9 protein-coding genes are annotated in these 15094 nt (G+C 42.5%); 7 read left to right on the forward strand and 2 right to left on the reverse strand.

What is annotated here, in order from left to right:
* The 6 genes from sov (at window position 1) to K7X70_RS02740 (ending at window position 11311) form a co-directional block, all read left to right on the forward strand.
* Window positions 1-7179, forward strand: a complete 7179-nt coding sequence (gene sov, locus K7X70_RS02715) for a T9SS outer membrane translocon Sov/SprA (RefSeq protein WP_222535615.1) — start codon at window positions 1-3, stop codon at window positions 7177-7179.
* A 55-nt stretch (window positions 7180-7234) separates the two neighbouring features.
* Complete coding sequence (gene gcvH / locus K7X70_RS02720) at window positions 7235-7615, forward strand: glycine cleavage system protein GcvH (protein ID WP_222535616.1); 381 nt, start codon at window positions 7235-7237, stop codon at window positions 7613-7615.
* A 3-nt stretch (window positions 7616-7618) separates the two neighbouring features.
* Entirely contained in the window at window positions 7619-8038 is a 420-nt protein-coding gene (locus tag K7X70_RS02725) for a VanZ family protein (RefSeq protein ID WP_222535617.1), read from the forward strand.
* A 299-nt stretch (window positions 8039-8337) separates the two neighbouring features.
* On the forward strand, window positions 8338-8553 hold the full coding sequence (locus K7X70_RS02730) for a FeoA family protein (protein WP_062546709.1): 216 nt from the start codon (window positions 8338-8340) through the stop codon (window positions 8551-8553).
* A gap of 19 nt (window positions 8554-8572) precedes the next feature.
* On the forward strand, window positions 8573-10678 hold the full coding sequence (gene feoB, locus K7X70_RS02735) for a ferrous iron transport protein B (RefSeq protein ID WP_255606879.1): 2106 nt from the start codon (window positions 8573-8575) through the stop codon (window positions 10676-10678).
* Between the two features lie 48 nt (window positions 10679-10726).
* On the forward strand, window positions 10727-11311 hold the full coding sequence (locus K7X70_RS02740) for a sprT domain-containing protein (protein ID WP_222535850.1): 585 nt from the start codon (window positions 10727-10729) through the stop codon (window positions 11309-11311).
* Here K7X70_RS02740 and K7X70_RS02745 read toward each other — a convergent pair.
* Window positions 11260-12069: a hypothetical protein gene (locus K7X70_RS02745; RefSeq protein ID WP_222535619.1), complete on the reverse strand. Its 810-nt coding sequence runs from the start codon at window positions 12067-12069 to the stop codon at window positions 11260-11262. The genes K7X70_RS02740 and K7X70_RS02745 overlap by 52 nt on opposite strands.
* A 162-nt stretch (window positions 12070-12231) precedes the next feature.
* Here K7X70_RS02745 and K7X70_RS24510 point away from each other — a divergent pair, with 162 nt between their 5' ends.
* Window positions 12232-13107, forward strand: a complete 876-nt coding sequence (locus K7X70_RS24510) for a PDDEXK nuclease domain-containing protein (RefSeq protein ID WP_368388185.1) — start codon at window positions 12232-12234, stop codon at window positions 13105-13107.
* A 4-nt stretch (window positions 13108-13111) separates the two neighbouring features.
* Here K7X70_RS24510 and K7X70_RS02755 read toward each other — a convergent pair whose 3' ends face one another.
* The gene (locus tag K7X70_RS02755) at window positions 13112-15091 is read right to left on the reverse strand and encodes an alpha-ketoacid dehydrogenase subunit alpha/beta (RefSeq protein ID WP_222535621.1); all 1980 of its coding nucleotides are present in this window, start codon (window positions 15089-15091) and stop codon (window positions 13112-13114) included.
* Between the last annotated feature and the right edge of the window lie 3 nt (window positions 15092-15094).

Here is a 15094-nt window from a genome sequence, read left to right on the forward strand (position 1 = left end):
TTGAAAACCCTATTAACGCTCCTCTTTACCTTATTTCTCTGCCTTGGCGGACAAATAGCTTTTTCCCAGACTGTAAGGCCTCAGGTAAGAAATTCCGATACGACAAAGAATTCCTTCAGTTTGAAGGAAAAGCAACGATTAGGTCTTAGAAACCTCAACAATTCCTTCAAGCCACTTCCCGACAATGTGAAAAGGGAGGTCGAGTATGATGCGAAAAATAAAAGATACATCATTCGCCAGCGGATTGGGAACCAGCTATTCTCTGCTCCGCAATATTTAACCATTGAAGAATACCAGCGTTTGGTGAATTCTGAGATGAAGCGCGACAACTGGCGCATGTATTCCAACGAAGAAATTAATGAAGTCAGAAAGAATGGGCTAATTCCTAGCCTGAAAGTCAATAGCAAAGCTTTTGAAAGGATTTTTGGCGGAACAACCATAGACATACAGCCTCGTGGTGAGGCCGAACTGACCTTCCTGGGAAGGATCAATAAAAATGAAAATCCACTGTTCAACGAACGTCAGCGCGTACAGGGAAATTTTGATTTTAACCAGCGCATCCAGATGGATGTGATCGGTAATATTGGTACCCGTATGAAGGTCAATATGAACTACAATACCGAAGCGCAATTTGATTTTGAAAATCAGGTGAAACTAGATTATGTAGGAGGAAAGGACGACATTATCCAGAAGATTGAAGCAGGTAACGTGAGCCTGCCCCTAAGTACCTCGCTGATCAATGGCACACAGGCGCTTTTTGGGATAAAAACACAGCTGCAATTTGGGAAGCTGAATGTGAGCACAGTGTTCTCCCAGCAGAAATCACAATCGCGGGAAATCCGCATCAATAATGGCGCACAGCAGAATGAATTCAGGTTAAGTGCCGATAATTATGAAGCCAATAAACACTATTTCTTAGCGCAGTATTTTAGACAAAATTACAATAAAACCTTAGCTACGCCCCCAACGCTTACTTCAGGCGTGTTGATTACCAGGGTAGAGGTTTGGATTACCAATAAAACAGGAAATACACAGGGCTCCAGAGATGTGATGGCCCTGATGGATTTAGGGGAAAATGCACCCTACAATCAAACGATTGTTGGTGGTGGATCGGCCCTGCCTTCTGGATTTGACAATCCACAGTTCCCAAGACAATCCAATAATTTATTGTCGCAATTGCCCGCAGATGCCAGGTTAACCAATTCAAATGCCATCATTCCTTTCTTTGCAGCAAATGGAGGTACAGATAACTACGCCAAGCTCACGTATGCCAGAAAATTGGCCGATAGAGAGTTTACTTTCCATCCGCAGCTGGGTTATATTTCCCTGAATAATGCCTTGAACACAGATGAGGTATTGACCGTCGCTTACCGATATACTTACCGTGGGGTAGAATATCAGGTGGGGGAGTTCTCTACCGACATTTCATTCGACCCGGGATCGCCAAAGGTCTTGTTTACAAAGATGCTGAAAAATGAAACTTTGAAAACTAAATTGCCAATCTGGAACCTGATGATGAAAAACATCTATTCTATCGGTGGATACCAGATCAGTCCGATGAATTTTAAATTGGACATCTTCCGCATCGATGATAAATCAGGCGTAGAAAAACCATACATCGAAGAAGGGGAGAAGCTGGATGCCAACCGGAGGCCATTGAAGAATAAACAATGGATTCAGGTAACCGGTTTAGACCGCTTAAATCAACAAAAAGAAAGAAGTCCAGATGGGGTATTCGATTTTGAAGCAGAAAATAAACCCTTTGGAACCAATGATAATATCGCATTTAATACCCCGATAAACAGCAATAACAACCCGGGAAATACAAATGCCTCCAATACCAACCTGACCAATTTCTCTACCAATACCATGAGTGGTTACATTACCATTGATCCCTTGAATGGAAGAATCATCTTCCCTTTAGTTGAGCCCTTTGGTAGGGACCTGGCCGATCAGTTTGAGGCTTCAGAACTGCCATTGATCCAAAAATATACTTATCCCGCTTTATATGACTCCACAAAAGTGGTGGCACAGCAGCTGTTCAGCAACCAGAACCGCTATTTCATTAAAGGTGCTTATCAAAGTCAGGTGGCTTCAGAATTTAGCTTAAACTCTATCAATGTTCCGGAAGGATCGGTAAAGGTGTTTGCCGGTACGATTCCTTTGCAGGAAGGCGTGGATTTTACAGTGGATTACCAGGGTGGAAGGGTGAGAATCCTCAATACCGCAATCTTGATTTCTGGACAGCCGATCAGAATATCTACAGAAAATAATGAGCTATTTGGTTTGCAGCAGCGTTCGTTGTTCGGAACCAGATTTGATTATAAAGTAAACAATAAACTGAATCTTGGGGCAACCTTGATGAACCTAACGGAGAAACCACTGACGCCAAAAGTGAATGTGGGGGAAGAGCCGATTTCTAACACCATGTGGGGAGTAGATTTGAACTATAGCACGCCATCCAGATTCCTGACGAAATTGGTGGATAAACTGCCTTTCATTTCTACAAAAGTACCTTCCAGTCTGACGTTCTCCGGAGAGTTTGCACAATTGATTCCAGGCCATCCGAAAGCCTTGAACTTCGGCGGACAAAAAGGTGGCGTGAGTTACCTGGATGATTTTGAAGCCTCACGCTCCGTGATTGATTTGAAAAGCTCTATGGCCTGGCAATTGTCGGGAACACCACAGCTTTTCTCTGAATCCAGCAGGATTGACGATTTAAGCTATGGTTTCAATAGGGCCTTAATCGCTTTCTACAACATCGACCCGATATTTTACAATAGAAATGATGCCAGCTTACCGGCCGGTTTGAGAAATAACAAAAATGAATTGTCTAACCATTATGTTCGTCAGGTTATCGAACAGGAGGTGTTTCCTTTCAAAGAAACGGGTACAGGACAGCCATTCGCCCTGCCAACTTTGGATGTGGCATTTTATCCGACAGTTCGTGGTCCTTACAATTATACGCCTACAGGATTTAACCAGGCGGGTATGTTGAATAACCCACGTTCCCGCTGGGGAGGTTTATTCAGAAGGATTGAAACCAATGATTTTGAAGCTTTGAACATTGAGTTCATTGAGCTTTGGGTAATGGACCCGAATATTTATAAACCGAACAGTTTGGGGGGTGATCTGTATTTCAACTTGGGGAACATCTCGGAGGACATTTTGAAAGACGGAAGAAAATCTTTGGAGAATGGTCTCCCTGCCGATGGCGATCCTTCTAAATATGATGAAACCAATTGGGGAAGGGTACCGAAATTGCAGCCGGTAGTTCAGGCTTTCGACAATGATCCTAATGCCAGAAAAGCACAGGATGTGGGATTAGATGGATTGGCAAATAAAGACGAGCAACTGAAATTCTCTACTTTGATCAACCAGATTAAAGGACAGTTGAATCCTGACGCAGCCAATGCTTTAGAAAATGACCCTTCATCGGATGATTACAGTTATTTCAGAGGTCCGGATTTAGACCGTGAAAATGCAGGGATTTTAAAACGTTACCAACGCTATAACGGAACAGAAGGAAACTCAAAAACGGCAGAGCAATCCCGTGCAGAACTGGGCGTAGAAAACTCGGCTTCGACTTCTTTACCAGATGGGGAAGACATCAACAGAGATAACAATATGACGCAATCTGATGAGTACTTCCAATACAAAGTTTCCATGCGTCCGGGCGACCTGATGGTGGGACAAAACTTTGTGACGGATAAAGTAACTTCTCAGGTGAAACTGGCAAACGGAAGTACACAACCTGTGACCTGGTACCAGATCCGTATTCCTTTGGCGCAATACCAGGACCGTATTGGTGGAATCCAGGATTTTAAGTCTATCCGTTTCATCAGGATGTTCCTGACCAATTTTGCCGATACTACCGTATTGAGGTTTGGAAAAATCCAATTGGTAAGAGGTGAATGGAGACAATACAATCCAAATGATGATCCTTCACAAACGATCGTAGATCCTGCTTTAGGGACGATTGCTTCTGATAAATCGACGATAGAAGTTGCTACCGTGAATATTGAGGAGAATGGTAAACGTACCCCGATTCCTTATGTGATTCCTCCAGGTATCGAAAGAGAACGTGATTTTAGCAATTACCGTGGCGATACCCGTCAGAATGAGCAGTCGCTATCAGTGACCATTAAAAACCTGAAAGATGGTTATGGAAGGGCAGCATTTAAAACCGGTTTCAACGATTTCAGGTCTTATAAACACCTGGAAATGTACATCCATGCGGAGGCTTTAGGAACCAGTATATTAAAAGATAACGACCTGAGTGCTTTCCTGAGAATCGGTACCGACAATCAGGACAATTACTATGAATATTCACAGCCTTTAAAGGTGACGCTTCCTGGTACCAGTGATCCGAATGCGATCTGGCCGGAGCAGAATAAAATGGACATTACCCTAGAGTTTTTCCAGAAAGCGAAACTAGAAAGAAACAACGCGAAAACCAGTACCGGTGCGCCATGGCCAATCAATATTCCATACATCTATACGGTGGATGGCAAATCGATTACCATCAAAGGACAGCCGGATATGAGTAAAGTAAGGGTCTACATGCTGGGGGTTAAAAATCCTTACCGTGCAAATGGCAATGACGATGGGATGGAGAAAAATGCCATCATCTGGTTCAATGAGCTTCGTTTAACGGAATTTGATGAGCGAGGCGGATGGGCAGCTACTGCTAGAATGAATGCTAAACTGGCCGATTTTGCAGATGTTAACGTATCCGGAAGTAAATCGACCATCGGTTTCGGTTCTTTAGAAACCAGAGTGAGCGAGAGAAACAGAGCAGACAATGTGTTCTTTGACATCTCTTCGAGCATGGAACTGGGCAAGTTTTTTCCTAAGAAAACAGGCATCAAAGTGCCGATGTTTGTAAGTTATTCCAGTCAGGTAGCTACTCCTCAATACAACCCGAGCATGCCGGATATTGAGTTGAAAAATGCATTGGATGCCGCTTCAAAACCACAGCGGGATTCTATCCTGAACTTTTCACAGGACTATACCACCAGAAGCAGTATCAACTTCACAAATGTGAGAAAAGAAAGAACAGACCCGGAAGCAAAACCTAAGGTTTGGGACATTGAAAACTTCAACGTCAGCTATGCTTATACGAAGTATTCACACCGTGATTTTATCATAGAAAATAATTTCCAAAAGACTTACAGGGCTTCCCTGGGCTATAACTATGCCGGATTGGCGAAAACGTATGAGCCTTTCAAAAAGATCATCAAGAACAATACACTGGCCTTACTGAAAGATTTCAACTTTAGCCTGATGCCTTCTGCGATTAACTTCAGAATAGATGTAGATCGTTTCTATTCTGAAAATAGTTTGAGAAATAATGATCCGATGAATTCTATTCCGGTTAACACTACGTTTAATAAAAACTTCCTGGTGTCGAGGGTGTACGGAATTTCCTGGAACCTGAGTAAATCGCTAACCATGGACATTGATGCGACCAATTATTCCATCATCGATGAGCCTTTCGGCAGAATCCAGGGGTTGAAAAGAGACACCTTATGGCAGAATATGCTGAGGCTGGGCCGTACTACAGATTACAGTCACAACCTGAACTTTACTTATAATTTGCCGATCAGTAAGATCCCAGGATTGGATTGGGTGAATGTGGCCACACGTTACGGAACCAATTTCAACTGGCAGACAGAACCGCTTTCTACCTTGAGAGATCCAAACATCAACCTTGGAAATACGATTCAAAACTCCAGAACAATTCAGGTAAATCCTAATTTAAACCTGGCTTCACTCTATAACAAATTCGGATTTGTCCGTAAAGGAAATGGGGCAGGAGGAAAAAATGTCTGGGTAGGCTTATTGACAAGTGTGAAAAATGTAGTGGGAGCTTACACGCAAACCAAGGGGATTTTCTTACCGGGTTATTTGCCTAAAACAAATTTCTTCGGGATTGACCAGGCTACCGGTGCGCCGGGCTTAGGCTTCGTATTGGGTAGTCAGCGGGACATCAGAACTGAAGCCCTATTGAAAGGCTGGATCACAACCGATACCCTGCAATCGCAGTTGTACATCAACACGATGCGGGAAGATTTAAGCTTTACCAGTTTGGTGGAGCCAATCAAAGATTTGTCGATCACACTAACGGCCAACAGAAACCAAACAAAAAACTACTCTACCAATTTCAGGTACGATGAAGAATCAAGGGGTTTTGAAAACTTCAGTCCATTTACAACTGGTGATTATAGCATTTCCTATATCAGTTTAGGTACTGCTTTCTCGGAGAAATCCGGCAGCACGATGTCTAAGTTATTCGCTAATTTCATGAACAACAGGGTGGTCATTTCCCAGCGCTTAGGTTTAACAAACCCGAACTCTGCAGGAGTTAGAAACGGCCTGTATGCCGATGGTTATGGTGCAGAATCTCAGGATGTACTGACTGCCGCTTTCCTGGCCGCTTATTCTGGCAAAGATGCAAAAACATCCAGCCTGAGTTCCATGCCTAAGATTCCATTGCCAAACTGGCGCCTGAATTACCGCGGCCTGATCGGGATTCCTTTCCTGGCAGAGCGTTTCAGCTCGATTGATCTGAGACACGCTTACCGCTCTATTTATAGCATCAGCAGCTTCAACTCCCTATTGAAATACCAGGAAAATAATGGAGGAGTCATCAGCAGAGACTTAAATGACAACTTCCTTCCGGAGTTTCAATATGCACAGGTAACGATCGCAGAGCAGTTCTCGCCATTGATCGGAATTGATACCCGTTTGAAAAACAACCTGACCGCTAATTTTGAGATCGGAAGATCGAGGATGCTGGGATTAAATATGGCGAATAGCCAGCTGGCACAATTAACAGAAAGCAATATGGTGTTTGGATTGGGTTATCGTACTACGAAGTTCAGGTTCCCTTTTGGCTTGTTCAAAGGACTGAAAATGGACAACAATATGGACTTTAAACTGGATGTTGCAGTGAGGGATAATAAAACCGTGATTTATCGTGCAGACATTCTGGAGGCAGAAGTTTCTTCCGGTGCCAAAAACATTACCTTAAGACCAAGTGTGGATTATATCCTGAACCAGCGTTTTAATGTGCGCCTGTTCTACGACGCTAACATCACCAAGCCATATACCTCTCAAACATTCAATACTTCATTTAGTAATTTTGGATTTAGTTTAAGAGTTACCCTGAATTAGGCATTGTGATAAATACTTATATTAATTACCTTTGAACCAACAAAAAATTATACACATGAATTTTCCATCAGAATTAAAGTACACTAAAGACCACGAATGGGTTAAAATTGAAGGTAACGAAGCCTATATCGGTATTACTGATTTTGCACAACGTGAATTAGGTGATATTGTATACATCGATATTAATACCGTGGGTGATGAAGTAAATAAAGACGATGTTTTCGGTACAGTGGAAGCTGTTAAGACTGTTTCTGATTTGTTTATGCCAGTAACTGGTACAGTAACTGAAACTAATCCTGAATTGAATGACAACCCGGAATTAGTAAATTCTGACCCTTATGGAAAAGGATGGATGGTTAAAGTAACACTTTCTGACGCTGCTGAAGTTGCAGGTTTATTAGATGCAGATGCTTATAAAGCTCTTGTAGGAGCTTAATCAATGAATACTAAAGCATTAAAATATCAGATCTGGGCCATCCTATGGACCGTGGTGATTTTAGTCCTTTGTAATATGAAAATGCCTGACACTTCTGGGTCAGGCATTTTTTTTGAAGGATTTGACAAGCTGGTACACCTTGGGTTTTTCTTTGTACTCACAATTCTGCTGTTCTATGGCAGGATCAATTACCAGCACAGCTACAGCTTTCGTTCCCTAACGATCTTTAAAGTGATTCTGATTACCGCAGGTATCGGGGCAGGAATTGAATTTCTGCAGTGGAAGGTGTTTACCTACAGGTCTGCAGAATGGTGGGATTTCGGCTGCGATATGATCGGTGTGTTTATGGGCGTATTCAGTTTTGTTCTGTTGCATAAATCGGATTATCATAAATCTCTTCAGCATGAAAAAAATAAAGGTTAAACTGCTGCTTTTATTTGTCGCTGCGGCATTGAGTAGCTGCAGTATTTTTAAGCCGGGTTGTAAGTGCCCTCCGGTGAGTTACAACCGCTATCCAGACGGGATAAAACTCGCGGGTATCTAAATAGTTACCCTACTGTGACCTTAGGATTATTTAATAACGCGCTATACGCCGTTAAACCTGATTTCAAGCAGGCTGATCCAGGTTCCGGTATTTGGAATTATTATAAATTAAGGCTAAATTGCGCCTGGTTTAGGAGAGGAAATCATGTCCGATCCGAACATAAATAACCTATAGAAAGATGAAGCTATCACAATTGAATCCAGGGGAAAGAGGTACTATAGTTGAGTTTACTGATCTTGAGATGTCCGTAAAACTTATGGAAATGGGCTGTTTGCCGGGGGAGGTTGTTGAGGTAGAAAGATTTGCTCCACTTGGTGATCCAATCGCGATCCGTGTGGCCGGCTATCAACTTTGTTTGCGTAAGAACGAAGCATCTGTTATCATAATTCAGTAATACTAAATTGGCTAAGGATTTGAAAATAGCGCTGGTTGGGAATCCCAATACAGGCAAGTCTACTCTTTTTAACCTGCTGACAGGTTTAAATCAAAAGATCGGTAATTTTCCGGGTATCACCGTCGACAAGAAGGTGGGATATTGTAAGCTGGCAGATGGCAAGGTTGCAGAAATCATTGACCTTCCAGGGACATATAGCTTATATCCGAAGAGTAAGGATGAAAGTATCGTGTTCCAGGTACTGGCGGATAAAACGAATTCGAGTTATCCGGATGTAGTCGTTTTAGTGGCGGATGCAACCAATTTAAGAAGAAACTTATTGCTGTATTCGCAGGTTGCGGATTTGGAAGTGCCAATGGTATTGGCACTGAACATGACCGATATGGCCCAGAAGGAAGGGATTGACATCAATGTCAATAAGCTTGCGGAAAGATTGGGTATACAGGTGGTGGCCATTTCGGCAAGAAGCAAAACTGGATTAAAAGAATTAAAACAAGCCATAGAAAATACCACCAAAATTGCCACTCAGGCAAAAGGTGCAGATATATTCACCTTAGCACCAGAAGCAATTTCTGAGGCAAAAGCGAAATTAAAAACAGACAATGATTATTATGCTTTGCAGGTATTACACCAGCACCAGCATTTAGACCTGTTCTCTTTAGAGGAACATGCGGCATTTGAAAAGATTAAAAAAGCCCATGCCTTTGAAACTTCAGAATTGCAGGCTGCAGAAACCATCGCCCGTTACCGTCATTTAGGAACCATACTTTCTGGTGTAATTCAGGATACCGGCGCGGCCAAAAAGTTTGCATTCAGTGATAAAATCGATGCCGTACTGACCAACAAATTCTGGGGATTCCTGATCTTTATCGGGATTCTGTTTTTCATCTTTAACTCTATTTTCTCCTGGTCTGCGTATCCGATGGAGATGATTGAGGCTGGATTTATGAAGCTGACAGAACTCGGTCATGAGTATTTACCAGATGGCATATTAACCAACCTCTTACTCGATGGGGTCCTGGCAGGTCTGGGCGGCGTAATCGTCTTTATCCCGCAAATCGCGATTCTCTTTGCCTTTATCTCCATATTGGAGGACACCGGATATATGTCCAGGGTGACCTTTATGATGGATAAAATCATGAGAAAGTTCGGATTAAGCGGTAAATCTGTCGTACCAATGATTGGCAGTCTGGCCTGTGCCGTGCCTTCCATCATGAGTGCCAGAAACATCGAAAGCTGGAAAGATAGGATCATCACCATTATGGTGGCTCCTTTGGTGAGCTGCTCGGCAAGATTACCAGTGTATACCTTATTAATCGGTCTTGTTGTTCCGGAAAAGATGGTCTGGGGATTCATTAACCTACAAGGTTTAACCTTAATGGGAATGTACCTGATCAGTATCGTAGCAGCAATATTAGTGGCTTTTGTAATGAAATTCATCATCAAAGCGAAAGAGAAATCTTACTTCATCATGGAGCTGCCGGTATACAGAATGCCGCGCTGGAGCAACGTATTGTATACCATGTACGAGAAGTCTAAAACCTTCGTTTTCGAAGCGGGTAAGGTGATTATTGCAATTTCTATTATTCTATGGGTGATGGCATCTTATGGTCCTTCGGATACCTTTGCCATGATTGACAAGAAATATGACGCCATAGAGGCTCAAAAAGATAGCGTACAGATTTCTACACTGGAAAGAGATAAGTCGGCAGAGAAGCTGGAAAACTCTTATGCAGGGATATTAGGTCATGCGATAGAACCAGCGATCAAGCCATTAGGGTTCGATTGGAAAATAGGCATTGCATTGATCACTTCATTTGCAGCAAGAGAAGCTTTTGTGGGTACTATGGCTACTATCTATAGTGTAGATGGCGGTGATGAAGCTGTAGGGACGATTCGTGATAAAATGAGAGCAGCTGTAAATCCAGATACGGGTTTACCAGTCTTCACTTTTGCCACGGCATTTTCACTGATGCTATTTTATGCCTTCGCGATGCAATGTATGAGTACGGTAGCAGTGGTATTCAGAGAAACAAAGTCCTGGAAATGGCCTTTAATTCAGCTGACCTATATGACTGCAATGGCCTATATCGCCAGTTTGATCGCCTACCAGCTTTTGAAGTAATTTACTTATCTTGGGGAGGTGAAAAAGGAGGAGATCTTAGCGCAGTACATGCCCCAGGCAGCCGCACCGATCATCGCGAAGTGGATAGATTATTTTCAATGTGAGTTTAAAATATCTAAAAACCGGGTGACGAAATTGGGCGATTACCGCCATCCCTATCAAGGGCTGGGGCATAAAATATCTGTGAATAACGATTTGAATCCCTATGCCTTTCTGGTCACCACAGTTCATGAATTTGCGCATTTGCTTACCTGGAATGACCATAAGAATAAGGTGAAGCCGCATGGCGGAGAGTGGAAGCACAATTTTAAGCGCATGATGGCACCCTTTATTGAGCAGAAAATTTTCCCTCAGGATGTGGAACTGGCGATTGTCAGTTACCTGCACAATCCTTCTGCGGCCAGTTGCACCGATTTAAAACTCTCCCGCGCACTTAAAAAGCATGATGTATTAAAGGATGCCTCCCGATTGGAAGAACTTCCTTTAAACGCGGTGTTTACCATCAAAGATGGCAGGCAGTTTAAAAAAGGGGAGAAGCTCAGAAAAAGATACCGCTGCCTTTGCCTGGACAACGGAAATGTTTATTTATTTAATCCTTTAGCGGAAGTCATCTTGGCGCCAACAGGTACATAAACTGCTTCATTATCCGCAATTTCCCATTTAAAATTCAACTTTTCATTCTTGAATATCGTAGGCTGATGTTGTAAACTGTCAATCAGGGCATCCGGTTTTCTCACTATTACGTTTGCAGTATAGCCATTCTGGCCAATGCCTTTAAGCTGTAGGATACTTTCTTCAGGGATGTCTATAAATTGCTCAAAACGCATTGCAAAATCGCCTTTTTGGCCAATAGCATCTTCCAGTTTTTTGAGCTGCTCTGCCTCGTCTTCTGATGTTTGGACAGTTCTCATTGCAGACTTAACAGATAAAAAAGGTTGTTTTTTCAATGCCGCAGCGTTTGCCGCTGTACGCTGTTCCTTTTTAAAAGAAATGTTGTTCCTGAAATAATTACGCGTTTCTGTCAGGCCATTATTGGCTTTAACGCTTTCCTGAACAAGGATTAAAGTGTCGTTTTTCAGGAAGTATCTTTTGCTGCTGTTACTGATGAGCTTATTGTCTACGTTTTCTTCATATAAAACCGGTTTCCCATTCGCGCTGTACTTTTCTACATACATGGATTGTTCTCCCTGCTGGAAAATAAGACTGCTTTGTTTCTCCAAACCACTGAGGTTTGATTGAATAGAATCTGCATAACGAAGGATGGACGCATCGGTCATTGCCGCTGGAGAACTCTGGTTGATCAGGTCTGCCTGGGGGTGTTTGGGTTGCTGATTACAACTGGATAGCGCTAAGGTCAGCGGGACGATGAGTGATAGATAAGCGTGCTTCATAGTATTCCTTAAGTAGTTCAGGAATCAAAATGCGATTATCGTGCCATAAGGAGACCTGGATCGACGAAATATTTCTCAGATAAATTGTTGTTAATAACTTTCTGTAAAATTAACTTGTTTTTAGTTTAGGTAATAATAATATTAATCTAGTGTGGTTAATTAATCTATTATGTTACTGCCAACTGGGGTCAGTCAGTTGTAAATCAGTTGGCGGAATTTTTAGAACAAAAAGAACCTGGTTTAAAGGGTTTTTCAAATAAGAATCTTTGGCGAATGAGGCAGTTTTATGAAATCTATCGTGAAGATCCAAAAGTCTCACCACTGGTGAGACAAATTAGCAGGACAAATAACCTCATCATATTTTCTAGAGCTAAGACGGGAGAAGAACGGGAGTTTTATCTAAGATTGTGTATTCAAGAGAAATATGGTAAACGTGAATTGGAAAGGCAGTTGAGCAGTAGCTTTTACGAAAAGGTAATGATCGGAAAATCAGAATTCTCAACATCGCTGAGACAAGCTAAGAATGATGTTCCGGTTAATTTTAAAGATAGTTACATCTTTGAGTTTTTAAACCTGGCAGAACCATATACTGAAAATGATTTAAAAAAGGGTTTAATCAAGCAGATGAAGACTTTTATCCTTGAAATAGGTAAGGATTTTATTTTTATGGGTGAAGAGTACAAGGTGATGATCGGAAATACTGATTTTTACCTTGATCTATTATTTTTTCACAGGGGATTACAGTGTTTAGTTGCATTTGAATTAAAAGCAGATAAATTTAAACCGGAGCATTTAGGGCAGCTAAACTTTTATCTGGAAGCTCTGGATAGAGATGTGAAGAAGCAAAATGAGAAACCTAGTATAGGAATTTTATTATGTAAAGATAAGGACATCGAAGTGGTAGAGTACGCATTAAGTCGAAGCCTTTCGCCTACCATGGTTGCAGCATATAAAACTCATCTTCCAGATAAAAAACTATTACAAAGAAAGCTACATGAATTATTTGATGTACATCATGAACCTTTAAAAGAGGACTGACCGCTTAGTAAGCCAGCAGCTGATCCACCATACCGGATAACCTGCTTTTCGCAAGGAAATCTTCTTCCAGTACTTTACTCATTGGAATGGCCGTATCTGCACTGGCGCAACGCATTACCGGTGCATCCAGATCGCTAAAACAATGCTCGCCGATCCATGCTGCCAATTCTGCTCCAAAACCACTGCTTAAGGTGTCTTCATGCAAAATCAATACCCTTCCGGTTTGCTTTACAGCAGCACTGACTGCAGTTTTATCCCAGGGCTGCAGACTGCGTAAATCAACGAGTGTGATGCTTAAGTCAGGATGTTCCGCGATATAGGAGAGTGCCCAGTGTACTCCAAGGCCGTAAGTAATGATGCTCAATTGCGTCCCTTCCTGTAATACATTCGCTTTGCCGATTTCCAGGTTGTATTCTCCTTGCGGAACTGCTCCGGTTAAACTCCTGTACAGGTATTTATGCTCAAAAAACAACACTGGATTCGGATCATCAATTGCCGCCAGCAATAGTCCTTTTGCATCAGCAGGGAAAGCCGGATAGACGATTTTTAGTCCGGGTGTTTTTGTAAACCAGGCTTCATTACTTTGGGAGTGGAATGGACCAGCACCGGTTCCGGCACCTGTAGGCATCCTGACCACCACATCTGCTTTTTCTCCCCACCTATAATGAGTTTTAGCCAGATTGTTTACGATCTGATTGAAACCACAGGTCACGAAATCGGCGAATTGCATTTCCACCACTGCTTTATAACCATTGATAGAAAGGCCCAATGCGGTGCCTACAATTGCAGATTCGCAGATGGGGGTATTTCGTACCCTTGCCTTGCCGAAAAGAGTAACAAAGCCCTCTGTAATCTTAAAAGCACCACCATATTCGGCAATATCCTGACCCATCAATACCAGGTTTTCGTGTTTAGACATCCCGATTTTCAGCGCCTCGGTAATGGCATCCAGGTAACGCATTTCTGAAGAAGGAAGTTCTAAAGGGCTGACAGGTTCAAAAGCATAGGGAGCGTACATATCTTCAAGTTCAGCTTGAGCATCTGCTGCTGGTTCTTCCTCCTGAAAGGCGGCCTCTATTTCATACTCAATACCAGCTTTAAAATCTGCTTTAATTTCGGCGATCAGTGATGCTGTCAATACGTTTTCTGCTAATAAATAGCGTTCAAAGTTTGTTACCGGGTCTTTTTCCGCCCAGGCATCCATCAGTTCCTGCGGAACGTATTTCGTGCCTGAGGCTTCTTCATGACCTCTCATTCTGAAAGTTAAACATTCAACCAATACTGGTTTCGGGTCTTTACGGATTTTTGAGGCGATTGCAGCCAGCGTATCATAGACTTCCAGCACATTATTACCATCGATTTGAAAACCTTCAATACCATAACCTGCTGCCCGATCTACCAGATTTTTACATTTGTATTGTTCGCTGGTAGGGGTAGAGAGGCCATATCCATTGTTTTCAATCAGGAAGATCACCGGAAGATTCCATACGGCTGCCACATTGATGGCTTCATGGAAATCACCTTCACTGGTAGCACCTTCACCGGTAAATACCAGAGTTGCTTTTTCCTGACCGGAGATCAGATCTGCGAGGGCGATACCATCTGCAACGGCCATTTGAGGCCCCAGATGGGAAATCATGCCGATAATTTTATAGTCCTGAGTACCGAAATGGAAGGAGCGGTCCCGACCTTTGGTAAAGCCGTTCAGTTTTCCCTGCCATTGCGCCATCAGTTTCTTTAAAGGGATATTACGTGCAGTAAATACACCCAGGTTTCTGTGCATAGGAAGGATATACTCGGATTCCTCCATGGCGAGTGTACTGCCGATGGCAATGGCTTCCTGACCGATGCCGGAAAACCACTTGCCAATTCTGCCTTGACGTAATAGGATAAGCATTTTTTCCTCTACCATTCTTGGGTAGAGCAATTGCGTATATAAATTTAGTAATACCGCATCGTTCTTATCTTTTCTGTCGAACTGCATATT

The organism is Pedobacter polysacchareus, assembly GCF_019802255.1.
In the GTDB taxonomy this organism is placed as follows: domain Bacteria; phylum Bacteroidota; class Bacteroidia; order Sphingobacteriales; family Sphingobacteriaceae; genus Pedobacter; species Pedobacter polysacchareus.